Below are 25,425 nucleotides of genomic sequence, written 5' to 3' on the forward strand. Positions count from 1 at the left end.
AAATTCTAGTGGTTTTTTCAAATCTCTCGATTCTATTACTCTTATTCTTTTGTCTTGAAATCTCTTTCAAAACGGCTGTCAATTCAATATGTCTAGGAACGTGTTCTGCTTGTTTTTCGTTTCGTCAACACTCGTTAAAGTGTTTCTCAAAGCGGGTGCAAAAGTGCAACTTCTTTTCTTAACTGGCAAGAAATTTTTGAAGTTTTTTTTGGAAATTTTTATCTCCAATTACTTCTTCTTTTCTTATCAGTTTGTCAAGGAACTTTGCTTGTTTTGCGGGGTGCAAATGTAACATCCGTTTTCTAATCTCACAAGCTTTATACAATTTTTTTTAGAAAATAAATCCTCTAATCTAATTCGTTTTACTTGCCAGTTTGTTAAAGAACTTCTACGCCATTGCGGGTGCAAAAGTAGCCCATTTATTCGCTTTTACAAGCTTTTTTAAACCTTTTTTTTGATGTTTTCTTAACTTATTCTTTAAATCGCTGGAAACATGAATATTGCAACAAAACTATTTTCCTCGCCCCGACCCTCTCCGAACGAGAGGGTGACGAAATGGATAAAAAACATGGGGATTATTATATAGGTAATAAATTCTACGTACGCTACGAAAGCTACAGTCCTATATATAGGATAACAAATGAATACCTAGAAATGAGATTTATCTTTTGTCGAAATAACAGAATCCACGCGTTTTTTGGGATTACTGCTAAAAGCCTGTTGATAAACTGACCTGTTGGCTCTTTGGACTAAATAACAAAGTTGCTAAAACGCTTGCCCGCGTTAGGGATAGCAGCGGAAAGCCCGCAGTCCCGCTTTTTTTGCGGGACGAGGACTTGCAGCGAATAGCCCGACCCATTATGACAAAAGAGGCAACTATCCATAAAGATAATTGCCTCTTTTGTTATAATGGGGAACGCCCAAATTATTATTTAGTCAAAACGAATCGCTTTCACCGGTGAAATTTTGGTTATTATATAGGAAGGAATTAATAACACCAAGAAACAAACGATGACTGTGAGCAGGTTTAGTAAAAGGATGTATCCCCAATTTAAATAGACCGGTGCTTGATTGACGTAGTAATTTTCCGGATTCAATTGAATTACGCCAAACTGTTGCTGGATTAACAATAAAGAAATACCGATTACGTTCCCCCAGAACAATCCTCTTACTATAAGGTAAAAGGCATTGTAGAGAAATATTTTTCGGACTGACCAATTATTAGCACCTAATGCTTTTAGTATTCCTATCATTTGGGTTCGCTCCAAGATAAGTACTAATAACGCAACAACCATGTTAATGGTCGCAACAAGAATCATGACTACTAATATAACTATGATGTTGAAATCAAATAGCTGAAGCCACTCGAATATATAACTGTATTTTTCGATTATGGTTTTACTGTCTAGTGTTGACGATGTTTTTTCATAGACTTGCTCGCCAATAGTTTTAATATTATTAAAATCATTTACAAAAACTTCAAATGCACCTACCTGATCTGACGCCCATTTATTGATGCGTTGCATGTGGCGAATATCCCCTATTATATAGGTAGCGTCAAATTCTTGAAAACCGGAGTTGAATATTCCTGTGATTTTAAATCTTCGGATGTTGGGCAATTGATTTTGACTTTCTTTTATAAAGAATGTATTGAAGGAATCACCTACTTTTAGATTCAATCTATTGGCAAGGAACTGTGATATCAATACTTCTTGATTGACATTTTTTGAAAAATCAGGAAGTTTTCCAGAAACCAGATACTCCTTTATATTATCCCAATTATAATCACTGCCCACTCCTTTGAAGATGATTCCTTCAAAAGCGGTTTCGGTTCTGATAATTCCTGCTTTACTGGCGATGGCTTGAATATGACTTACCCCAGGAACCGATGTGAACTTTGGATAAAAATCTTGTTTTTTAGAAATTGGAACTAATGTGACTTCGGATTGATTGTTATCGTAATTGGAAATAATGATATGTCCATTGAATGCTGAAATCTTTTCTCTGATTTTTTGCTGCAACCCGATTCCTGTTGCTACCGAAACAATCATCATAATCATACCAATGGCAATTGCCGAAATTGCAATTTTTATAATTGGCGCAGATATGCTACTTTTATAATCTTTAGCAGTTATGAGTCGTTTGGCTATGAAATATTCTAAATTCAATTTGATTCGATTTCTAATTTGGATTTGCTTCGCCAGTTCGCGTCGCTTGCGCCAAAAATACAGCTAAAACACGAATTACACTAATTGGCCTTAATTTTATTTGAACCGCTATATGAAACCATTTTTCAAAAAACTGCTTTGTTTTATATTTTTAACAATCATTCCGACTTCCTGTTCTGCCAGAAAAACAGATTTAAGAGAAAATGTAAAATCAGATTTAGAAAAAGATAATAACAATTCTTCCGCAACAATAAAGACTGGAGCTGACAATTATGAAAAATATCTCTCATTATTACAGAACAAGAAAATTGGAATTGTAACCAACCAGACTGGAATTCTCTCCAACAAAACTCATTTGATAGATTTTCTATTAGAAAAAAATATTGCTATCCAAAAAATATTTGCCCCAGAACACGGTTTTCGCGGAACTGCAGATGCAGGCGAACATGTGGTTGATGGAAAAGATTCAAAAACTGGATTGCCAATTATTTCATTGTATGGCGATAATAAAAAACCAAAATCAGAGCAATTAGCCGGAATTGAAATCATGGTTTTTGATTTGCAAGATGTTGGCGCACGATTTTACACCTATATTTCTTCGTTGCATTATATTATGGAAGCGTGTGCCGAAAATAATATTCCGCTTATACTTCTTGACCGGCCAAATCCTAACCTAAATATTATTGATGGACCCGTTCTCGAAACTGCATTCTCCAGTTTTGTGGGTATGCATCCAATTCCATTACTTCACGGAATGACAATTGGCGAATATGCTAAAATGATAAATGGCCAGAAATGGATGAAAAACGGCGTGCAATGCAAATTGACCGTAATTCCGTGTACTAATTACAACAGAAAAATGAATTATAATTTACCTGTAAAACCTTCGCCTAATCTTCCAAATGATCAAGCCGTGAATCTTTACGCGAGTTTGTGTCTTTTTGAAGGCACGAATGTAAGTGTGGGGCGGGGAACTGAAAAACAATTCCAAATTTATGGCTCGCCTTACCTACCAAAAAGCAGCTTTAGTTTTATTCCGAAACCGAATTTCGGCGCACAAAATCCAGTTTACAATGGTATCGAATGTTATGGAGAAGATTTATCAGCATGTGCAAAAGTAAATCAACTGGAATTAAAATGGCTAATTAAAGCTTATCAGACCACATCAGATAAATCAAAATTCTTCAATTCTTTTTTCACAAAATTAGCAGGAACTAAAAAACTGCAGCAACAAATAGAAAATGGAACTTCAGAAAAGGAAATCAGAGAAAGCTGGAAGAAAGGGTTAATTGAGTTTAAAAAAATGAGAACGAAATATTTGATTTATTAGTCCTCACCCCTCCCGATCCCGAAGCGTCGGGACAGGACTTTCCAAAGGAGAAGGAAACGATACATAAATTTTTAAAGAGGCAACTTCTTTTTCATTTCCTCTACAATATTAAAAGCAGCTGGACATATTGCTACGTTTTTTAACGTTAGATCTGTAATTTGCTGAAATTTTTTCCGATCCGTATGCGGGAATTCTCTGCACGCTTTTGGACGAACATCATAAATCATGCATGCATTTTCATTATCCAGAAAAGTACACGGCACACTTTGTAACACATAATCCCTATCTTCATCGATTCTCAAATATTGCTCGATAAACTGCTGTGGCTTTTGTCTAAGATATTTTGAAACACGCTCAATATCCGCATCCGTAAATAATGGCCCAGTAGTTTTACAGCAGTTTGCACACTTCAAACAATCCGTTTTCTTGAATTCGGCGTCATGCAAATCCTGCATCACGTAATCTAAATTCTTAGGCGTCTTCTTTTTCAGCTTATCGAAATACTTTTTATTTTCGATATGCTTATCTTTGGCTTCTTTAGGAAGATTGTTTAAAATATGTTTCAAGTTTAAAATTTAAAGTTGGAACCACAAAAGTAACAAACTTGAATCCTGAAACCTTAAACTTTAAACAAAAAAGATGAAAGACCTTTTTGGCAAAGCCATACTTGATTTTCAAACTAATAATTCTCCTGAAGATTTAATCACTGAAACCTCTATTTCTGAAGAGGATGAAATGAGCGTTGCGTATTTATTTCGTTCTTATAATGAAATGCCAAAATTAGAACAAAAAGCCTTACAACTTGCCAAAGGTAAAATTCTTGATGTAGGTTGTGGTGCAGGAAGTCATAGTTTGTTTTTACAGGACGAAAGAAATTTTGATGTCCATTCGATTGATATTTCTAAAAATGCAGTTCAAGCCTGTCAACTAAGAGGTTTGAAAAATGCTCAAGTTCAAAATATTCTTGAAATGGACTCTGATAATCCTAAAAATAAATTTGACACCATTTTATTATTGATGAATGGCACCGGCATATTTGGAACACTAAAAGAAACAACTAGCTTTTTACAGAAACTAAGAAGCTTGCTTAATCCAAATGGACAAATCCTTATAGATTCTTCGGATATTATTTATATGTTTGATAATGATGAAGATGGCGGAAAATGGATTCCCAGCAAAGGCTATTATGGCGAATTGACTTTTACAATACGCTATAAAAAAGAAAAAGAAGAGGAATTCCCTTGGCTTTACCTAGATTACAACACCTTACAAAATGCGGCTTTCGCCAATGGATTACAATGCGAATTAGTTCTTGAAGGGGAGCATTATGACTATTTAGCTAAACTTTCGATTTAAAAAAATAAATTATAATATGGAAAATACAGCATTAGAAAAATTACGTTATCCAATTGGAAAATTTATCGCGCCAGAAATCTATTCAAGCGATTATCTAACTAATAAAATAGCAGAAATCGCACATTTCCCAGAACGATTAAAAAGAGAGGTAATTCATTTAACCGAGGAACAACTTGATACGCCATATCGTAACGGCGGTTGGACGATTCGTCAAGTCATTCACCATTGCTCAGACAGTCATATGAATTGTTTCATTAGAATCAAATGGACACTGACTGAGGATAAACCCGTAATAAAATTTTATCACGAAGATCGTTGGGCAGAAATGCATGATAATTTAACAATGCCTATTCAGGCTACTCTTTCCTTTCTAGAGGGTTTACACTTTCGTTTAGCGTATTTAATGAATAGTCTTTCCGAAGCTGATTTAGAAAAATCCTTTATACATCCGGAGCATAACGCAGAATTTCAATTGAAAGAAATAATAGGAACTTATGCTTGGCATGGAAACCACCACTTAGCACATATTACGGAATTTAAAAAACAAAAAGGTTGGTAGTTTTAGGAGCTTTTTCCAGCTATTCGCTATATCTTTATTTTCTCATTGAAAAAATGAGAAAATAAAGGATACCGCTGCTATCTGGGCTAGGGCAATAGGTAAACAAGACTAAATCCCCCTGTAATTGCATATCAACTATATTCCTTAAAACATAAAACCTCAAATAACAAACTGTTATTTGAGGTTTTATGTTTTAAGGAATATTCAAATATTTGTGAGTTTGTAAAGAAACACGCCATTTTGGATTGTTCATCACATAATCAACTATAAGTGGAGTCATTTCTTCTTTTTTACTCCATTCTGGTTGCAGGAATAAAATAGCATTATTATTCACTTTTTCAGCTTGCTCTTCAGCAAAAATAAAATCGTGTTTATTATAAATGATTACTTTCAACTCATGTGCATTATCATAAACCGTTTCCGTAGGTAATTTATTTTTCTTTGGAGACAAACAAATCCAATCCCAGACCCCTGTTAATGGATATGCCCCTGAAGTTTCTATATGAACTTTTCTGTTATTTTCTTTTAGCTTTTGCGTAAGCAAAGACATATCCCACATTAGAGGCTCTCCACCAGTTACTACAACAGTCTCCGAATATTTACTTGCATTTGAAACAATCAAATCAATCCCTGTTGGAGGATGCAATTCGGCATTCCAGCTTTCTTTAACATCACACCAATGACACCCTACATCACATCCACCAATTCTAATAAAGTATGCCGCAGTTCCTGTATGAAATCCTTCCCCTTGAATCGTATAAAATTCTTCCATCAACGGAAGCAAGGCTCCTTTATTAACTTCTAATTGTATTTCTTTTGATAACATTATTTAATTTTAAAGTGCAAAGATAGTTAATTAGAAAATGAGTTAATTTGATATTTAGAAAATGCTTTCTGAAAATCACCAATAAAAGCCTTTAGTTAGATAACTTCACCCAATTTAGGGCTAAAACTCTATTAATCTTAAGTAATTAATAGTCCCGATTACGCACAAAAAAACCGATAACTTTTTTAAAGTTATCGGTTTTTATATCTTTAAAAAAACAATTATTTTAACGTTTTCAATGATTCAGTTGCATAATTATTTGTAGGATCTAATGCAAGAGTTTTATTAAAATATTCTTTTGCTTTTAATTTATCTGTATTAGCGAAACTAGCTGCCATGTTATTATAACATTCAATCAATTTAGTTTTTACTGCTGGTTTAGCTAATTCTTCAGCACCTTTTTCAGTAACAACTGCGATATAAGCTTCATAATACTTAACCATCATGTCATCTTTTTCTAGCAATCTATTAGTTCTAGCTCTAAAGATATAAGCATCTTGAGTAGATGGCGAAGCTTCAATAACATTTCCAAAAGCTACATCCGCTTTTTGAAGTGCAATAGGATCTGGCTTAACAACATCCTTTTTAGTGTTGTCGTAATACAATGAGTTACCTAAATAGAAATTATCAAGCAAGTAATTTCTAGATTCTTTATTCGTAGTTGCTATTTCATAAATCGCAGCTGCTTCTTTGAATAATTTTTGCTCATATAATTTTTTACCAATATCAGCAAGGTTATTAGTGATAGAAATTTCCATTTCAACGGCTTTCTTAACATCTGAAACCCCATTATTAAAAAGAGTAGCATCAACTGTTTTACCGTCTGCACTTATTGCTTTTTTAATTTTAGAAAAACCTAAATATTGATAATCTAAAGCAAGTACTTTATTAGCAGGATTTGCAATAAAACTTTCTAACGATTGAATTGCAACATCAACATTTCCATTTTCATATGCAGCAAAACCTAAATAACGTAAAATTCTAGGATTTACTTTATCTAATTCTTTCATTTTATTAGCTTCAACTTCTAACGTTTTGTAGTCACCTGCTAAGATTAAAAAGTCAGCATGACGCATACGAGAAGCTAACGAATAATCCGTTAATGTCATGTATTTTTCATAATAACCTAAAGCTTTTTGCAAGTAATCTTTACCTTTTGATGGCTCATTTCTTCCCCATAAATAATATGTTTCGGCCAATTCACGGTAAACAGGTCCATAACTTGCATTAGTAGCTATTACGTTATCATATGCTTTCACTGCTTCAGTATAGGCTTTTGCCCCTTTAAGCAAAACACCTAATTGCATTTTAGCTCTAATTAAAGTTGGATCCGCTTGAAAGGCATCACGATAAGCAACATACGCCTCATTCTGATTTTTATCTCCATAAAAAGCATTTCCAAGTTCAAGTAAAACTTGTGCATCTTGAGGATTGTTAATTTTTGCTCTTGTCAAAATAGACAATGCACTTTTATAATCAGGCTTATTAGCCGCCATATATGCTTTTCCAATGTAGATATATTCTTCTACATCTTTCTTTTTCATGTCTTTCGCAGCCAATGCAAAATTCGCTTGAGCAGCAGCTACATTTCCATTATCTAAGTCTAATTGACCTAACCCAATATAATTAAGTTTTGCTCCATCAGAACCAGTTAATCCTTTTTGAAAATAAATTTTAGCACTATCTGCTATGTTTTGAGTAAGATATACATTCCCTAAAAGGAAAGCAGCTCTCCCGTTAGATGGTTTAGAGTTTACAATTGATTTTAAAATCGATTTTGCACTATCAAACTGTTCTGCGTCAATTGCTTTTTTGGCCGGATTCAAATCTTGCGCTTGACTTACGGTTACCGAAGCCAATAAAGCAACACTAAAAATTTTAAATTTATTCATCTTTATTGTAGTTAATTTATTTTTTATCATTTTCAATTTTATTCCTTATTGTAATATTCCTGCCAGGAATACGAACAGGAAGCAAACCAGACTTTAAAATTACTCTTTGTCCAATATCTCCTGCTACAAATGAAGCAAAGCCCATTCCTAAACCTGAATATCCTTGACAATTGATTATATACAAATCGCGTGCCAAAGGGTATTTCCCTTCTGCTATATTATTTTGGGAAGGAGAAAATGAATTATCAGTATTAAGTCCTTTAACACTTAACGTATTTACGTTATCAACATATTTTTGCATCGCAGGCATTGGTTGAGAAAGCCAATTAACTCCTACAATCCCAATCATCCCATCATTTTCAGAAACATATTTAATAACTTCATCATTGGTTTTAAATGAAAAAACACCTTTTTCTGGAATAGCCTTTAAACCTGCAAGAGAATTTATATATCGAACTGTACTTGAGTTTGGATTATCAAAAACTAACCCTTTAATGGATGGAACAGATTTCCCTTGCATATAATCAATAACATCTTTTAACGCTATAATAGTATCCTTATTGTTCTTATTTGAAATCAGCGCAATCGCATCTGTAGCAAATATTGTTACTTTAGGAATAATTTTTCTTTGATCAAAAATCTTCAATTCTTCTGTTGTCAAATTTCTAGCCAAAATAGCTATTGCAGCTTTCTCATTAAACAATGAATTAACCGTTTCAGATTCAGATTTTGAAATAAGTTTTATTTTAGCATCATATCTACTTTCAAATACGGCAACTTGATCCTCAATAATAGGATTCAAAGTTTCATCTACAAAAATTGAAACGGAACCTTTAAGTATGGTTTCATTATCCTTTGAACTTTTAGATTGGTTACAAGCTAAGAAGAATACAATTACTGCAAGAAAAACAAAATACGAAATTTTAGCATAATTTTTCATAATCTAGTTTTTGTTATTATTAATAATTCTGAAGAATCTAATAGAAGCATATACAATCAGTAATACGCCAAAAGCAATCCTGTAATTAGGTTGAATTGCCAAAGGAAAATTCTTCATAAAGATAATAAATAAACCTAAAACAAGGTAAACTAGAAAAAACAAAATTCCTAAAACAAGAAGAAATCGCTCTTTAAGCGATTTCTTCTTAATATTATTTACTATGTTATTTAACATTATTCAGCAGATTGAATAGTAATTGGAAGAGAATAAAGCACCCTTACTTTTTTACCATTTTGCTCTCCTGGATTCCATTTAGGACATTTGTTCAAAACACGGATTGCTTCTTTTCCTGTACCGTAACCAATATCTCTGATTACTTTGATATCAGTTAATGAACCATCTTTTTCTACAACAAAAGTAACATAAACTTTACCTTTTAAACCTTCTTCTTCAGGAGTTTGGTAATTATTACCAACATACTTATAGAATTTCTCCATACCACCTGGAAAATCAGGTTTTACTTCGATACCTGCTGTGTTGTAAATTTGGTTATCTTCTTCAACTACAGCACTAGGTCCGTTTCCAACTGGTTCTACAGATAATTCAGCATCTGGATCCCCTTTAATAGTTTCAGCACCAATTTTCTTGTCTTTAATAGCTTCCATTTTTGGTGGCTCTTCTGTAATCTCTTCTGCTTTAGCCACAACTGGCTTAACAAACTTCACCTGATCTACTTTTGGAGGTGGCGGCGGAGGTGGTGGAAGATCTTTTTTTACTTCTTCTTTCTTAGGTGGCAACTTAATAGTAGTAATCTTAGTATCCAAACTATCAGAACCATCTGAAGAATTAGGAATAAGACTCATGATAAGTGGCGCACTAACAGCAAGAGCGAAAACAATTGCGCCAAGCACAAGAGCTTTAACCGTTGTCTTTGTATTTGTTTTTCTAAGCTCATAAGCACCATAGGCCTTATTACGACCTTCGAATACAATATCAAGCCATTGGTTTGTGAATATATCTAATTTCATTTTTCTTAGTTATTAGGTTATTGAGTAATAAGACAAATCTTACTTACCTTCTAACAATTTTTGTTCTTCCGGAGTAAATTCATTTACTATTGCATAAGCACCGTTTTTACCAACTCCAACAATTGCCATTTCGTCAAGTATATCAACCAAATTACGATAATTTGATTTTTTACTTGGTTTGATAATAACAATCATACCGTCTTTTGGTTTTCCCTTAGCTGTAGAATACTCTAATACTAATTTACTTCTAGAAAAAAGCTCTTTACGAATACCTTCTTTACCATAAGTAAAATCCTTAGGAGCTCCTCCAACAACTGGAGTTGCAAGCAAACCTACATAACGTATTAGTTTATCATTATCTCCTAACAAAATAGTCATTGTACGATTTTCATCAACTTTAATATCATTCTTTTCTTTAGGATCTTTCTCTTTATCTGGCAATGCCAAATCCATCGATTGGGGCTTTGACAACGTAGTAGTAAGCATAAAGAAAGTAATCAATAAGAATGCCAAATCCACCATAGCAGTTAAATCTACTTTTGAATTTGCCTTTTTACTTCTTACTTTTCCACCTTTCTTGCCACCACCGTCGCCGGTATTTAATTCAGCCATTTTAGTGTATTTTTTTAGTTATTTATCTTTTGCTCTCAAACCAGTAACTAGATTGAAACTATTGATTTTTTGCTCTTGTAAAATATCCATAACTTTCAATATAGCTGGATATTCTTCTTTTGCATCTCCTTTTATAGCAAATTGCAATTCTTTGTCATCGACCTCAATGTTTGCAATACGAGCATTGTAAATCCAATCTTTTAATTGATTGTCAAGTGAATCTTTAGGAACTCCCGGCTGAACACCTTCTTTACTTCGCTCTGCAGTTTTCATAGCAATAAGCTGCTTTAAATTTGAAACTGGCACTCCAATTCCTTCCATTAAAGAAAATTTTGATGATTCATCCTCTGTAAATGCTACACCATATTTTTGACCCATTAATTCAAGTGTTCTTTTACGAACCTCTCTACCTTTTAAATCAAAAAACACTTTCCCTTTTCCAATAGTAATTGTAGCCAAGTCCGAATCCGGTAACTTAGTCTGAACTGTTGAGGCTGGCGTATCTACCGGCAATGCTTCTGGAATCTTAGCTGTAGCGGTCAAAATAAAGAACGTAAGCAAAAGAAAAGCCACATCACACATAGCAGTCATGTCAATAGACGCTGCTTTTTTGGACATTTTTATAGCCATTAATATATTTTTTAATATTTATAAGAAAATAGCTCTTTTACAAGATTACTATTTTCTTATAAATTAAATTATTAATTATTTTTGTGTACTTCTGTAGTGTCTGTAAGTATTTACAATTGTATTACCTGCCTCATCAATAGAATAAGTCAAAGTATCAATTTTAGAAGTAAAAAAGTTGTAAGCAACGATTGCTAATGCAGAAGTAGAGATACCCGTTGCAGTGTTAATCAAGGCTTCAGAGATACCATTTGCAAGTGCAGCTTGATCTGGAGTTCCAGCAGAAGCCAAAGCACCAAACGCTTTAATCATCCCTGTTACTGTCCCTAACAAACCTGCAAGAGTTCCTAATGAAACTAATGTAGAAAGAATAGTCATATGTTTTTCTAACATTGGCATTTCTAATGAAGTAGCTTCTTCAATTTCTTTGTGAATTGTTTCAGCAGCAGCTTCGCTATCTAAACCTTCTTTTTTAACATCTTGGTATTTCAATAAAGCAGATTTAATCGCATTTGCAACTGATCCTTTTTGTTTGTCACATAAAGCGATAGCACCATCGATATCACCAGTAGTAATATTTCCTTGTACACTTTTCATGAATTGATCAAGATTTCCTTTACCAGCTGCTTTTGAAATAACTGCAAAACGCTCGAATGAGAACACAATAACCATTAATAAACAACCTAATAAAATAGGTACAATAGGACCTCCTTTATAAACCATTGCCAAGTAATTTCCTGGTAGTGGATGACCTGTATTAATTCCACCCTCGAAATTAGCACCATTACCCATTATAAAATTCCATACTATCCATCCAACAAAAACACATGCTACAATAATGATTCCTGAAATCATTCCTCCACCTTTTGAACCGTTTTCTTTTTTAACGTTTGCCATTTTTTTTAATTTTAATAGTTTTAAATAATTTATTCTTTAGTTATAATAAACTTGTAGTGGAGCAAATTTATATTTTTAGTTTAAATAAAAAAACTTTTTTTAATTTTATTCTCATTAATTTTATTCCGAAAAATAATTTGTTAATTTAAAATTTGCATTTATATCAGAATTCATAAGTAAATCAGTTGTTTTATAAAAAAAAACATATTGTTTTATGACATATTGAGATAATTTTTTAATATCCAGATTGAAATAGCTAAAAAAAATTTTTTTTATTATTAACAATAAAAAAGCAGGAAAACTGCAGTTAACGCTTTATTTACACAAATTACAACAATTAATACCTTGCAAATCATTTAAATCAGGCCCTTATTATGAGCAGAAAAGAAGATTTCACACAACACATTACAAACGGTTATATTTCGAAAGGAGAAAGCATTATTTTAGGTGGGGCAATATTAGACGGCGAGGCTTTGGCGGATGCACATGTAAAAATACCCTTAAAAACAATGAATCGCCATGGCTTAATTGCCGGTGCTACCGGAACAGGAAAAACTAAAACTATTCAGGTCCTTTCAGAACAGTTGTCCTCTTTTGGAATTCCAGTATTGATGATGGATATAAAAGGTGATTTTAGTGGTATTGCAAAAGAAGGGGAGGAAAAGCCTTTTATTACCGAACGCCATGCTAAAATTAACATCCCATACAGTGTATCCAGCTTTCCGGTTGAATTACTGACTTTGTCCGAACAAAATGGAGTACGCCTTCGTGCAACGATATCAGAATTTGGTCCTGTACTATTCTCAAGAATATTAGGATTAAACGATACTCAAGCAGGCGTTATTGCTGTTATATTCAAATACTGTGATGACAATAAAATGCCTTTATTAGATCTTAAAGACATCAAAAAAGTAATCAATTATATAACTGAAGAAGGAAAAGACGAGATTACGGCAGATTATGGTAAAATTTCAACTTCAACCACTGGAATTATTCTTAGAAAAATAATTGAATTAGAGCAACAAGGCGCTCACTTATTTTTTGGAGAAATGTCTTTTGATATTAAGGATTTGATGCGAATTGATGAAAATGGCAAAGGATATGTCAACATCCTTCGTTTGACAGATATTCAAGATAAACCAAAATTATTTTCGACATTTATGCTTAGTTTATTGGCTGAAATATACCAACAAATGCCTGAAAAAGGAGATGCCGATCAACCAGAATTAGTGATTTTTATTGATGAAGCCCATTTAATATTTAATGAAGCCAGCAAAGCATTATTAGAACAAATAGAAACTATCATAAAATTAATACGTTCAAAAGGAATTGGGATTTACTTTATTACTCAAAATCCAATGGATATTCCAAGTGGCGTTTTGGCACAATTAGGTTTAAAAATACAACATGCTTTAAGGGCTTTTACTGCCAATGACCGACAAGCAATAAAACAAACAGCCGATAATTATCCAACATCAGAATATTACAAAACCGACGAAGTGTTGACTAGCCTTGGAATTGGAGAAGCTTTGGTTACCGCTCTGAACGAAAAAGGAATTCCTACTCCGCTTGCAGCTACCATGATGCGTGCACCGATGAGCAGAATGGATATTTTAACTGAAAGTGAGATTCAAGAAATCAACACTAAATCAAAACTGGTAAAGAAATACAGTGAACTTATTGATCGTGAAAGTGCTTACGAAATGCTCAATAAAAAAGTTGCTGTACAAGAACAAGAGAAAACAATTAAAAAAGAAGAAAATAGTGGACCAAGCACTGCGAGTGTCGTTGGAAAATCCGTTTTAAAAGTATTGACTAGTGCAACTTTTATAAGAGGCGCTTTTGGTATTTTAACAAAAATGTTCAAAAAATAGTTTTCAATATCAAAATTCAATGGCAATATCAATAATTAATTGGAAATAATTTTGAGATTGGCATTGCAATTGAATTTTGATATTGTTATTGAATTCTACTGTAGTAATTCCAATATTTTATTCTCAACTAGTTCGCCATTCCAAATATTTTCAATGTTTTCCATTTTTAAAACTTCTTCCATAATGGCGTTTTGATAATCCCCAATTGCCAAAGCTTCGGCATAAGGACGATCACTAAACGTTACTCTACTATAAAGCGGAATCCATTTGTCAGGATGTTTATCCGAGAAGGATTTTTCAATTTTCTTTTGCAATAGGAATTTTTCATCAGCAGTTTTTGAACTCATCTCCATAAAATTACGGTAGGAAAGTTCTGCTATTGCATCCGCATTTGGTTTACGGGATTTTTGATATTCAGAAAAAATAGTTTTCCAATCATCACCATACTTTTCAATCATTTCATATAGCACCGAAATATCTTCAAAACCCGCATTCATTCCCTGCCCATAAAATGGCACAATTGCATGACAGGCATCTCCAATTAAGGCAATTTTATCTTCATAAGTCCAAGGAAAGCATTTCATGGTTACCAATGTACTTGTTGGGTTATTAAAGAAATCTTCTGTCAATTTTGGAATTACATCAATCGTATCTGGTAAATTCTTTTCAAAAAAAGCTTCGACCTCTTTTTGATCTTTTAATGCTGCAAAAGAATTTTCTCCTTCAAAAGGCATAAACAAGGTACACGTAAAACTACCGTCTAAATTAGGCAATGCAATCAACATGTATTCGCCTCGTGGCCAAATATGAAAAGAATTCTTGTCTAATTTATGTGTGGCATCAGTATTTGCAGGAATATTTAATTCTTTATATCCAATAGGCAGAAATTCTTGTGAATAATCAAACATGCTTTGACGTTGCATGCGGTGACGGATTCTAGAAAAAGCCCCATCGGCACCAAAGACCATATCGTATTTTTTTTCTTGCCAAGCTCCTCTTTCAGTTTCTCCAATATGCAGGGTCGCATCATCTAAAGTTACATCCCAAATTTTATGATCAAAAAAGAATTGAGCTCCAGCAGCTTCGGCCAAGTCGATCATTTTTCTATTTAAAGTTCCTCTCGAAATCGAATAAATAGACTCCCCTTCTTGTCCGTAATTTTGAAAATTAAGTTTGTCCACAAGATGAATGGCACGTTTATCCATAGGAATTGCAATCTCACGTACCGCATCACCCACTCCTACTCCATCCAGTGCTTTCCAACCCCGGTTAGACATGGCTAAATTGATGGAACGTCCTGAAAACTGAATTTGTCTAATATCTGGACTTCTATCATAAACATGAACTATATGTCCTACTTTGCGAAGGTAAATAGCTAATAAAGATCCTACTAATCCAGAACCTACAACCGCTATTTTTTTGGGAGTTTGCATTAATTTTTTATAAAAAGTTAGGCAAAATTACTGATTTTATTAGACTAAGGACTTTAAAACTATTAATTTTTATAGGGAACAAAGACCAATTTTGTTGAAGTTCTAACAATCTCATCCTTATTTAGTTTCATTTTTCTAAATTTTCCTGTATTGTAAAGTTCCGCTTGATCACTGTAATGCGAACTCAATGGATTCCCTGATTGTCCTGTTGGCAGAATACTCCAACTGTTTTCTATATCCGAAAAATCAATAATTCTTCTCGTTGAAGGTCCACCTTTTACAACATAATTTGCTTCATCAGTATAATCAAAAAACTGATTATTGATTACCTCATTGGACCCCGGAACCTCAAAAGGCCCTACATTGAAAATTCTTCGTAATGCAGCCACTTTGCCCAATGGATGCTGATGTTCTAAAATATGCACCTTATTCCAAGTCCAAGCTGGTACTGAATTTCCTAATTGTTTTTCTAATGAAACAATAGCTTCCTTAAACGATTGTGAAAGAATTTGAGATCTAGTTTCTTTTACACTTTTACTGGTAATATTATCCCACCAAAGTGAATTTTCATTAGCCATTTGTTTCGCAACAATTTGCTTCATGATGTGCGTTCCAAGAAATTGTTTGAAATCAGTTTCACCGAGTTCGTCCTCAAAGGTATTTTTCAAATAAAAATAAATCCATTTGTTGTAAATTGTTGGAGCGACGTCATGAAGATTATTAGATCCTTGCCAAGATTTTAAAATAGTAATGGCTTCTTTTTCATTTTTAGAAAGTGTATTATAGTCTACACTCGAAAATAAATTTGACAGAACTTGTGGCGCTGCTAATGAAGTATTATCAAAAATCATTTTACTAACAGACTCCTTATCCCAATTGGATTTTGGATCTAATAACTGGGTGATTCTTTTGGCTCTGTCTTCTGGCAGATAATACCCCGGATATAAAAAACCGTCTATTGGTTCCGGTTGATTGTTCGCAGAATATACATAATTCCAATTTGGATTCACCGCCGAAGGATTTTTGGAGAAATCCAAATATTCGGTAATATCGTCTTTACCACTTGCTCCATCCAGAATAAAATTAGTATTCACCCCCATATTGTGTTTGTATAATTTCCCAGTCGCCCACCAAGCCACATTCCCTTTGGCATCCCCGTACATGATATTCAATCCCGGCGCAGCTATCAAAGCCACCCCTTTTTGGAAATCGGTCCTATTTTTAGCATGAGAAAGTCTGTAAACCGCATCCAGTATCTGTATGGGTTGTTGCGTATAAATCCAGCACATCGCAACAGGTGTCTTTTTATTTAAACCATCAATAAGATCATTCATAATAGGACCGTGACGCGTCACTTTTACATTTAAAACTACGGCTACAGTATCTTTTATTTTTATAGTTTTTTTTCTAATTTCATAGCGACTGAAACCATTTGGCGTTTTGTACGCATTGGCATCTGTTGGATTATTCTCTTCTTGGTACAAATCAATATCGTCATTTTCAAACATGGTCAAACCATAGGCGTATTCGCGATTGTGCCCCAACAAAGGATAAGGAGTTCCTGCTAAATAACAGCCGTATAATTCAAAATCAGGCGTTACCAAATGTGCTTCGTACCAAGTTCCCGGTTGCGAAAACCCTATGTGAGGATCATTGGCAAAAATAACCTTCCCATTTTTAGTTTTCTTTGGTGCTATAACCCAGCTATTACTTCCTACAAATGGAGGAATTGGCGACTGATCTAAAAGCGAAGCTATCGATTTTGCAATTGTGATATATTCCTGTGGTTTTTCTTTGGCATTTTTTATTCGAGTGGTATTAAAAGAGCCGTCAATTCCAAAATCCTTGAGGTACTCCATTCCATATTTATTTCGAATATCGGTCAATAACGGATCTGATTTTTGAGCCATTGCAAAACTAAAAGACATGTATCCAAAGATATTATAAACGTCTTTTAGGGTAAACTTCTCTTTGTTCACTCCAACTAAACTGAACTCTATTGGTGTTTTTCCTTCATCAATATATTGATTAATTCCATCCAAATATGCCATCGTCAATTGGTAACTTGGGCTGTTTTTATCCAATGCTGCAATCGCTTTTGCTGAAGCTTCTTCTATTCCAATTCCTGCAAAGAATTTATCATTTTTCAACGCAACTGAGCCAAATATTTCGGACAAACGTCCTGGAGCAATACGCCGCATCAATTCCATTTGCCACAATCGGTCTTGCGCATGTACATAACCCAAAGCTTCCATAGCATCCTTTGAATTATTGGCATAAATATGAGGTACTCCAAATTCATCAAAATATACTGTTGTTGTTTTTTGAATGTTTTTCAGCTTAACTTTACCTTCATATTGAGGTTTTAGATAAAAACCATAACCAATTAAAGCTAGTATTACAATCACTGTTAACGAAATTAAAACGACAAGGACTTTTTTAAGTATTTTCATTTTTGGATAAATTGGTAAACAAATATATAGGATTTGAAAGTTATTTAAAATTATTTATTTTCATTGCTTTTGAGTTCGAAAACGCTTCTTGTAATTATTTCGTTTAATTTATTTCATATTTTATTAAACAAAAAGTATATTTGTTCTAAATTTAAAAAGACATGAAACACATTTCTAAAGATGCCATTTCCCAAATGGAAAAAATCGAAAGATTAAATTTAATCAATTCTTGCACCGGATATAAATCAGCCAATTTACTTGCTACAAAATCCATTGATGGAAAACCTAATGTGGCAATTTTTAGCAGTATTACTCATTTAGGCAGCAATCCTGCCCTAATTGGATTCATTATGAGACCCACCACTGTTCCAAGAGATACGTACAAAAACATACGGGAAACGGGATATTTTACCGTGAATCACATTACGGTGAATATGATTGAAGCTGCGCATCACACCTCGGCAAATTATGAATTGGGAATTTCTGAATTTGACAAAACGAATCTTGAAGAAGAATATAAAAACGATATTGAAATCCCGTTCGTAAAAGGAAGCCCCGTTCAACTGTATTGCAAATACGTAAATGAATACTATATCAAGGAAAATGATACCATTCACATTATTGCTGCTATCGAAAATTTGTTTTTTGAAGAAGAATTGCAACATAAAGATGGCTGGCTACAAATTGACAAAGGAAATGTTGTGGCACTAAATGGACTCGACGGGTATTGTTTACCCAAATTAGTGGATCGGTTTCAATATGCCCGAAAAGAAATGCCCACTACTTCATTTTTCAAAAAATAGAAAATGAAAAAATTGCGGTTAATACTTGGAGATCAGTTAAATTTTCAACATTCCTGGTTTCAGGAATGTGACAACAACACGATTTATGTCTTGGCAGAAATGCGTCAGGAAACTGATTATGTAAAACATCACATCCAAAAAGTGGCAGCGTTTTTTCTGTCAATGAGGAATTTTTATACAGCACTACAATCACATGGACATCAAGCGGTATATTTTCATATTACCGATGCCGAGAATCCTCAGGATTTAGAAAAAATCATTGCCAGTTGCATCGAAAACTACAAAATAGAAAAATTCGAATACCAGTTACCCGACGAATACCGACTGGATCAACAATTAAAAACAATTTGTTCCAATCTAAAAATTGAGACAGAAGCTTTTGACTCGGAACATTTTTATACCACGCGTCACGAACTCACCGATTTTTTTGAAGGTAAAAAGTTGCTGTTGATGGAAAATTTCTATCGCAACATGCGCAAAAAACACCATCTCTTAATGGACGGATCAACTCCTTTGGGAAACAAATGGAATTTTGATGCCGATAATCGTAAAAAATACAAAGGCGAAGTGCCAGTTCCGCCGGAAAAAAATTTTCATGCAAACGTTTCGGAAGTTGTAACTCAAATAAAAGAAGCCAGCATCATCACTTTTGGAAACATTGATGAAAATAATTTCAGCTGGCCTATTTCCCGTGAGCAATCGCTGGAGGTTTTAGATTATTTCTGTACAAATCTGCTGAAATATTTTGGTGATTATGAAGATGCGATGCATACCGAAGAAAAATTCCTTTTCCATTCTCGTTTGTCTTTTGCCATGAATAGTAAAATGCTTTCGCCAAAAGAGGTAATAGAGACCGTTATTTCTTTTTATCATGCAAATGAAGCTGAAATAACCCTTTCGCAAGTAGAAGGATTTGTGCGTCAAATTCTGGGTTGGCGGGAATACATTCGGGGGATTTATTGGAAAGAAATGCCCAATTATGCTCAAATGAATGTCTTGGAAAACCACAACAAGTTACCGGATTTTTTCTGGACGGGTAAAACCAAAATGAATTGCATGAGTCACGCCATCAATCAAAGTTTAGATGAAGCTTACGCACATCATATTCAACGCCTCATGGTGATAGGAAATTTCACTTTGCTGACACAAATTCATCCTGATGAAGTAGATGCTTGGTATCTTGGCGTATATATAGATGCCATAGAATGGGTAGAAATGCCTAACACTCGCGGTATGTCACAATATGCCGATGGAGGAATTATTGCGACAAAACCCTATGTTTCCTCCGGAAGTTACATCAATAAAATGAGTAATAATTGTGCCAAATGCCATTACAATGTCAAAGAGAAATTTGGGGATAAAGCATGTCCTTTCAATACGTTATACTGGAATTTTCTAGATGAAAAAAAAGAGTATTTCAAAGGAAACCAACGCATGGGAATGATGCTGAATTTATTGAACAAAATGAATCCCGAAGAATTGTATAAAATCAAGGTTAAGGCCAATGCTATTATTGAAAATATGGATTCGTATTAAACGTAAAGACGGCTACAAATAAAAAGAGTGTTTAAATTCAATTAGAACTTAAACACTCTTTTTTGTATAACAATTTTATTTATTATTTTTTGCTTCCGTCAATAATAGCGCCTGTACCCGCTCCAACTCCTGCTCCTGCCAAACCACCAATTATTGCTCCTTGGCCTTTTTTCTTACTGATAATTGCTCCAGTAACGGCTCCAACTCCAGCTCCAATAACGGCTCCTTTTGCAGCTCCGCTCCAACCTTTCTTTTTTGTGGTTGTTGTAGTCGTACTAGCAGCTGCTTGATGATTGACCACAACAACTTCTTTTTGGGTTACTATCTTGGCTTCTTCAACTTTAGCCATTTCAATTTGCATGGAATCGATGACTTTTTGTTTCTCAAATTCCGCAGTCATGGAATCCGCAGTAACTTGCTTCATGGAATCCACAATAGCTAGTTTCGCTTTTTGAATTTCCATCTTCCCTTGATTTTGACAAGAAAAAATAACTAATGACAATGCTATAAGATATATATATTTCATGGTTTTAAATTTTAGAATTTATAATTCTACAAAGAAACATCCAATATATCAAATAAAACTTATATAATTCAAACTATTTCTTATATAATTTCATGGTTTTGTTACCCTAAAATTCCAGCTTTCAATATTTGACCAAAATGATACATATCCTCAAAAGAAGTATATAATGGAACGGGGGCTAATCGAATAACATTAGGTTCGCGCCAATCAGTAATCACACCATGCTCCATTAAATAGTCAAACAAACTACGCCCTTCTCCATGAAGCAACACAGATAATTGTGATGCTCTTTCGGATGGATTTGACGGTGTTATAATTTCGAAGCTACTATCGACTTCTTTATCTATTTCGTGGAGGATAAATTCTAAATAAGACGTGATTGTATCCCTTTTTTGGATTAAAGCGTCCATTCCTATTTCATCAAACATATCAACTGATGCCAGATAAGGCGCTAAAGAAAGCACTGGTAAATTGCTGATTTGCCAACCATCGGCTCCATGAATTGGATCGAAAGTTTGTTCCATTTTGAAACGGCGTTCTTTATTGTGTCCCCACCAACCGGCAAATCTTGGCAACTCGGAATTGTTGTGGTGTTTTTCATGAATAAAACATCCTGAAGCATTTCCAGGTCCTGAATTCATGTATTTATAGCTACACCAAGCAGCAAAATCTACATCCCAATCGTGTAATTCTAATTTAATATTTCCTGCGGCGTGCGCTAAATCCCAACCAACATTAGCACCTACTTTATGACCGGCGGCAGTTATCGTTTTCATGTCAAAAACTTGTCCTGTGTAATAATTCACACCCCCAATTAAAACCAAAGCCAATTCCTCTCCTACTTCTTCAATTTTGGCCAACACATCTTCTAAACGAATATTGTGTTCACCCTCGCGACGCTTGATTTCAAGAATAGCATCTTCGGGTTTTATCCCGTGAAAATGCACTTGACTTTGAAACATATATTGATCTGAAGGAAACGCTTTTTCCTCGCAAATAATTTTATATCTTGTTGTTGTAGGTCTATAAAAAGAAACCATCAGCAAATGAAGATTGACCGTTAATGTATTCATCACAGTAACTTCACTTGGCAAAGCACCCACAATTTTACTCAACGGATTTGCAAATCGTTCTTGGTAATCCCACCACGGTTTCTGAGCATAAAAATGCCCTTCAACGGCAAGGTTTCCCCAGTCATTCATCACCTCATCTACGTATGCTTTGGTGCGTTTAGGCTGTAATCCTAATGAATTTCCTGTAAAATAAATCACTTTTTTTCCATTTATTTGCGGAAAAATAAATTCATCTTGGTATTTATTTAATTGATCTTGTGAATCAAGTTGTTTTGCAAATTCAAGAGTGTTTTCGAAAGTCATTGTTTGTATTTTGTTTGGTAAAAGTAATAAAAAAACACGGATAGATAAAAGACTTTTAGCGGATAAACAGATAGACAATAGTTATAATGAGAAGTATTAAATATTAAAAAACGCGTGTGGGGGATAGCAGCGAAAATCCTTTTTCTCCGCTTCTTTAGCGGGGAAAAGATTACCTCACTTTACTCTTATTTTAATTGGAATTCGGTGAATTTAATTTGTAGCGAATAGCCCGACCCGCTTTTTCAGCGGGACACACCCAAAAAAAAATCTCGCCATTACTGACGAGATTTTATTATTTAGAATCTGAAATAAATTCAGATTATATGATCAACATGGCATCCCCGTAAGAATAGAATTTGTATCCTTCTTTGATTGCTTCTGCATAGGCTCTTTTCATTAAATCATGTCCACAAAATGCGGAAACCATCATTAATAAAGTAGATTTTGGTGTGTGGAAATTTGTGATCATACACGTCGCGATACTAAAATCATGAGGAGGAAATACAAATTTATTTGTCCAACCATCAAAAGGATTTAGCGTACTTTGTGATGAAACTGAACTTTCTACGGCACGCATAGAAGTAGTTCCTACTGCACAAATACGTTTCTTTTTCACTTTGGCATCGTTAACGATATCACACGCTTCCTGAGTGATTTTTAATTCCTCAGAATCCATTTTGTGTTTTGATAAATCTTCAACCTCAACTGGATTAAAAGTCCCCAAACCAACGTGAAGCGTTACTTCGGCAAATTTTATTCCTTTGATTTCCAGTTTTTTCAATAAATGTTTCGAGAAGTGCAATCCTGCAGTTGGTGCCGCAACAGCTCCTTCTTCTTTAGCATAAATAGTTTGGTAACGTTCCGCATCTTCCGGAGTTACGTCTCTTGAAATGTATTTTGGGATTGGAGTCTCTCCAAGTTCCGTTAATTTATTTCTGAATTCTTCGTAAGAACCGTCGTAAAGGAAACGCAATGTTCTACCACGAGAAGTGGTATTGTCGATAACTTCGGCAACTAATGAATCGTCATCTCCAAAGTATAATTTGTTCCCAATTCTGATTTTACGGGCCGGATCAACCAAAACATCCCAAAGTCTTTGCTCAGAGTTTAATTCTCTAAGTAAAAAAACTTCGATTCTTGCTCCTGTTTTTTCCTTGTTTCCATACAAACGTGCTGGAAAAACCTTCGTATTATTCAGAATTAAAACATCACCGTCATCAAAATAATCGATAACATCTTTGAACATTTTGTGTTCTATAGTTTGCTTCTTACGATCAATAACCATTAGACGTGATTCGTCTCTGTTTTCAGCTGGATATTCGGCAAGAAGTTCTTTTGGTAAATCGAATTGAAAATGTGATAATTTCATTTGATAAAGTTATGAGTTATGGATTGTGAATTATGATTTTTGAGGCCATAATTTTAAATCGTGTGCAAATATACGATTGTGAGATAGGCGTTGTCAAGTGTTTTGCTGTTTATTTTCAAAAGCAGCTGATTGACTAGCCTTTAGAACTCTTATTTTCAGAAATTTCGAAGCCTAAACTTTTTAAATCGTTCCAAAAATCAGGATATGATTTTGAAACTACTTCGGCATTTTCGATGATTATTGGCACTTTTAAAGCTAAAGGCGCGAACGCCATTGCCATTCTGTGATCGTTATACGTAGCGATTGGCACATTGTGATTAATCGTATTTGAAGCCACGAGCGTCAAGCTATCATTGGTAACTGTTATGTTAGCCCCAAGTTTTGTCATTTCAATTCGTAGTGCTTCCAGCCTGTCTGTCTCTTTAATTTTCAACGTATGAAGACCGGTAAGATGACAACCAATTCCTAATCCAAGGCAGGTAACGACAATCGTTTGTGCAATATCAGGCGTATTATTAAGCTCAAAATTTACGGTTTGAGGAATAAAGTCCGCTTGTTTAGTAAGCGTTATTTTGTTTTCTTCAAAATGCGTATCAACTCCCATTTGCTTGTAGATTTCAACCAAAGCGGAATCACCTTGCAAACTAGTTTCTTTATAACTCGTCAATGAAATAGCAGCGTTCTCCGCCAAAGCAGCCAAACTGAAAAAGTAAGAAGCAGAACTCCAATCGGATTCTACAGTCATTACTTTCGATTCCACTTCTTGTTTTGGATATACTTTTATTACATTGCCTTCAAAACTGGTTTGAATGTCTAAATCGTTTAGCAAGGCCAAGGTCATTTTGATATAAGGAATGGATGTAATTTCACCCACCAAAGTAATTTCGATGCCGTTTTGCAATTTCGGAGCAATTAATAACAATGCCGAAATGTATTGGCTGCTTACATTTGCCGGAATATTTACCTTAAAAGCAGTTATTTTTTGTCCTTTGATTCGAATAGGCGGATAACCTACTTCATTTTCATAAGAGATTTGCGCACCCAATTGTTGCAATGCTTCCACTAAAACTTTTATTGGACGCTCTGTCATTCTTTGCGAACCAGTCAACACTACTTCACGACCTTCGTTTACCGCAAAATAAGCAGTAAGAAAACGCATTGCTGTTCCTGCGTGATGAATATCTACTATTTCCTCATTTCCTTTCAATGCTTTTTGCATTACTTCACTATCATCTGAGTTCGAAGTATTGGCCAAAGTAATATTCGAAAACAACGCTTGCAACAATAATAATCGGTTCGTTTCACTTTTTGAGCCGGTGACTGCAATTTGTGCTTGTAAATCAGATTGGGAAGTTTGTAACAGTAAATTCATGTTTTTAATTATGAGTTATGAGTTATGAGTTATGAGTTATAGCTTTAGCTTTCTACTCAAATACTTTAGAGGCGCAATTTACCACTCCTCCTTTATAATTCATAATTTATAATTCACAAATTATTTGAGTTTCTCGTTGTTTTTGTGACGGTCTTTGTCGCGAACGGATTTCAGATCCATTTTCTTGTCGAAAGCAGCTTGTAAATCGATTCCCGTTTGGTTTGCCAAACATAAGACTACGAAAACCACATCGGCTAGTTCTTCGCCAAGGTCTTTATTTTTATCACTCTCTTTCTCGGATTGTTCTCCGTAACGACGGGCAATGATTCGGGCTACTTCCCCTACTTCTTCAGTAAGCTGTGCCATATTTGTCAATTCATTAAAGTAACGAACGCCGTGTTCTTTTATCCAAGTGTCAACGTCTAGTTGGGAATTTTTTAAGTTCATC

General features: G+C 34.3%; 22 protein-coding genes. 6 read left to right on the forward strand and 16 right to left on the reverse strand.

The window, feature by feature from the left end; genetic code table 11:
* Positions 1 to 932 precede the first annotated feature (932 nt).
* On the reverse strand, positions 933 to 2,168 hold the full coding sequence (locus ACM55I_RS04545) for an ABC transporter permease (protein WP_416845591.1): 1,236 nt from the start codon (positions 2,166 to 2,168) through the stop codon (positions 933 to 935).
* Positions 2,169 to 2,280: 112 nt separating this feature from the next.
* On the opposite strand from ACM55I_RS04545, the gene ACM55I_RS04550 reads away from it, so the two are divergent.
* Positions 2,281 to 3,498, forward strand: coding sequence for an exo-beta-N-acetylmuramidase NamZ family protein (locus ACM55I_RS04550; RefSeq protein WP_416845592.1), 1,218 nt, complete (start codon positions 2,281 to 2,283; stop codon positions 3,496 to 3,498).
* Positions 3,499 to 3,569: 71 nt separating this feature from the next.
* Here ACM55I_RS04550 and ACM55I_RS04555 read toward each other — a convergent pair whose 3' ends face one another.
* The gene (locus ACM55I_RS04555; RefSeq protein WP_196852905.1) at positions 3,570 to 4,064 is read right to left on the reverse strand and encodes a YkgJ family cysteine cluster protein; all 495 of its coding nucleotides are present in this window, start codon (positions 4,062 to 4,064) and stop codon (positions 3,570 to 3,572) included.
* 73 nt (positions 4,065 to 4,137) lie between these two features.
* On the opposite strand from ACM55I_RS04555, the gene ACM55I_RS04560 reads away from it, so the two are divergent.
* Entirely contained in the window at positions 4,138 to 4,854 is a 717-nt protein-coding gene (locus tag ACM55I_RS04560; RefSeq protein WP_416845593.1) for a class I SAM-dependent methyltransferase, read from the forward strand.
* Between the two features lie 16 nt (positions 4,855 to 4,870).
* Positions 4,871 to 5,413: a YfiT family bacillithiol transferase gene (locus tag ACM55I_RS04565; RefSeq protein WP_416845594.1), complete on the forward strand. Its 543-nt coding sequence runs from the start codon at positions 4,871 to 4,873 to the stop codon at positions 5,411 to 5,413.
* 193 nt (positions 5,414 to 5,606) lie between these two features.
* Here ACM55I_RS04565 and ACM55I_RS04570 read toward each other — a convergent pair whose 3' ends face one another.
* The 7 genes from ACM55I_RS04570 to ACM55I_RS04600 all read right to left on the reverse strand — a co-directional run bounded on the left by ACM55I_RS04570 (position 5,607) and on the right by ACM55I_RS04600 (position 12,235).
* Positions 5,607 to 6,239: a 7-carboxy-7-deazaguanine synthase QueE gene (locus ACM55I_RS04570; RefSeq protein ID WP_416845596.1), complete on the reverse strand. Its 633-nt coding sequence runs from the start codon at positions 6,237 to 6,239 to the stop codon at positions 5,607 to 5,609.
* Positions 6,240 to 6,460: 221 nt separating this feature from the next.
* Complete coding sequence (locus ACM55I_RS04575; protein WP_416845597.1) at positions 6,461 to 8,131, reverse strand: tetratricopeptide repeat protein; 1,671 nt, start codon at positions 8,129 to 8,131, stop codon at positions 6,461 to 6,463.
* Between the two features lie 16 nt (positions 8,132 to 8,147).
* Positions 8,148 to 9,071, reverse strand: a complete 924-nt coding sequence (locus ACM55I_RS04580) for a PstS family phosphate ABC transporter substrate-binding protein (protein ID WP_416845598.1) — start codon at positions 9,069 to 9,071, stop codon at positions 8,148 to 8,150.
* 233 nt (positions 9,072 to 9,304) lie between these two features.
* A complete protein-coding gene (locus ACM55I_RS04585; protein WP_416845599.1) occupies positions 9,305 to 10,099 on the reverse strand; it encodes an energy transducer TonB in 795 nt (264 codons plus the stop codon).
* A gap of 39 nt (positions 10,100 to 10,138) precedes the next feature.
* Positions 10,139 to 10,711: an ExbD/TolR family protein gene (locus ACM55I_RS04590; RefSeq protein ID WP_416845600.1), complete on the reverse strand. Its 573-nt coding sequence runs from the start codon at positions 10,709 to 10,711 to the stop codon at positions 10,139 to 10,141.
* Positions 10,712 to 10,729: 18 nt separating this feature from the next.
* Complete coding sequence (locus ACM55I_RS04595) at positions 10,730 to 11,341, reverse strand: ExbD/TolR family protein (RefSeq protein WP_416845601.1); 612 nt, start codon at positions 11,339 to 11,341, stop codon at positions 10,730 to 10,732.
* 75 nt (positions 11,342 to 11,416) lie between these two features.
* Positions 11,417 to 12,235 (reverse strand): MotA/TolQ/ExbB proton channel family protein, encoded by an 819-nt coding sequence (locus ACM55I_RS04600; RefSeq protein ID WP_039110850.1) that lies wholly within the window; start codon positions 12,233 to 12,235, stop codon positions 11,417 to 11,419.
* Between the two features lie 374 nt (positions 12,236 to 12,609).
* Between ACM55I_RS04600 and ACM55I_RS04605 the strand changes: the two genes are divergently transcribed.
* Positions 12,610 to 14,109, forward strand: coding sequence for a helicase HerA-like domain-containing protein (locus ACM55I_RS04605; protein ID WP_416845602.1), 1,500 nt, complete (start codon positions 12,610 to 12,612; stop codon positions 14,107 to 14,109).
* A gap of 95 nt (positions 14,110 to 14,204) precedes the next feature.
* Here ACM55I_RS04605 and ACM55I_RS04610 read toward each other — a convergent pair whose 3' ends face one another.
* Both ACM55I_RS04610 and ACM55I_RS04615 read right to left on the reverse strand, forming a co-directional pair.
* A complete protein-coding gene (locus ACM55I_RS04610; protein ID WP_416845603.1) occupies positions 14,205 to 15,542 on the reverse strand; it encodes an FAD-dependent oxidoreductase in 1,338 nt (445 codons plus the stop codon).
* A gap of 62 nt (positions 15,543 to 15,604) precedes the next feature.
* On the reverse strand, positions 15,605 to 17,995 hold the full coding sequence (locus tag ACM55I_RS04615) for a penicillin acylase family protein (RefSeq protein WP_416845604.1): 2,391 nt from the start codon (positions 17,993 to 17,995) through the stop codon (positions 15,605 to 15,607).
* A gap of 161 nt (positions 17,996 to 18,156) precedes the next feature.
* Here ACM55I_RS04615 and ACM55I_RS04620 point away from each other — a divergent pair, with 161 nt between their 5' ends.
* Positions 18,157 to 18,798, forward strand: coding sequence for a flavin reductase family protein (locus ACM55I_RS04620; protein WP_416845605.1), 642 nt, complete (start codon positions 18,157 to 18,159; stop codon positions 18,796 to 18,798).
* A gap of 3 nt (positions 18,799 to 18,801) precedes the next feature.
* Positions 18,802 to 20,334, forward strand: coding sequence for a cryptochrome/photolyase family protein (locus ACM55I_RS04625; protein WP_416845606.1), 1,533 nt, complete (start codon positions 18,802 to 18,804; stop codon positions 20,332 to 20,334).
* Positions 20,335 to 20,416: 82 nt separating this feature from the next.
* On the opposite strand, the gene ACM55I_RS04630 is transcribed toward ACM55I_RS04625, so the two are convergent.
* From ACM55I_RS04630 to ACM55I_RS04650, 5 genes are all read right to left on the reverse strand, one after another.
* Positions 20,417 to 20,860 (reverse strand): YMGG-like glycine zipper-containing protein, encoded by a 444-nt coding sequence (locus ACM55I_RS04630; RefSeq protein WP_416845607.1) that lies wholly within the window; start codon positions 20,858 to 20,860, stop codon positions 20,417 to 20,419.
* A gap of 101 nt (positions 20,861 to 20,961) precedes the next feature.
* A complete protein-coding gene (gene kynU, locus ACM55I_RS04635; protein ID WP_416845608.1) occupies positions 20,962 to 22,236 on the reverse strand; it encodes a kynureninase in 1,275 nt (424 codons plus the stop codon).
* A 319-nt stretch (positions 22,237 to 22,555) separates the two neighbouring features.
* Entirely contained in the window at positions 22,556 to 23,605 is a 1,050-nt protein-coding gene (queA, locus tag ACM55I_RS04640; protein ID WP_416837137.1) for a tRNA preQ1(34) S-adenosylmethionine ribosyltransferase-isomerase QueA, read from the reverse strand.
* Between the two features lie 133 nt (positions 23,606 to 23,738).
* Positions 23,739 to 24,977: a 3-phosphoshikimate 1-carboxyvinyltransferase gene (aroA, locus tag ACM55I_RS04645; RefSeq protein WP_416845609.1), complete on the reverse strand. Its 1,239-nt coding sequence runs from the start codon at positions 24,975 to 24,977 to the stop codon at positions 23,739 to 23,741.
* A gap of 120 nt (positions 24,978 to 25,097) precedes the next feature.
* Positions 25,098 to 25,424: a nucleotide pyrophosphohydrolase gene (locus tag ACM55I_RS04650; protein ID WP_039110839.1), complete on the reverse strand. Its 327-nt coding sequence runs from the start codon at positions 25,422 to 25,424 to the stop codon at positions 25,098 to 25,100.
* Position 25,425: the final 1 nt, after the last annotated feature.

It is taken from the genome of Flavobacterium algoris (assembly GCF_048158525.1).
In the GTDB taxonomy this organism is placed as follows: Bacteria; Bacteroidota; Bacteroidia; order Flavobacteriales; family Flavobacteriaceae; genus Flavobacterium; species Flavobacterium algoris.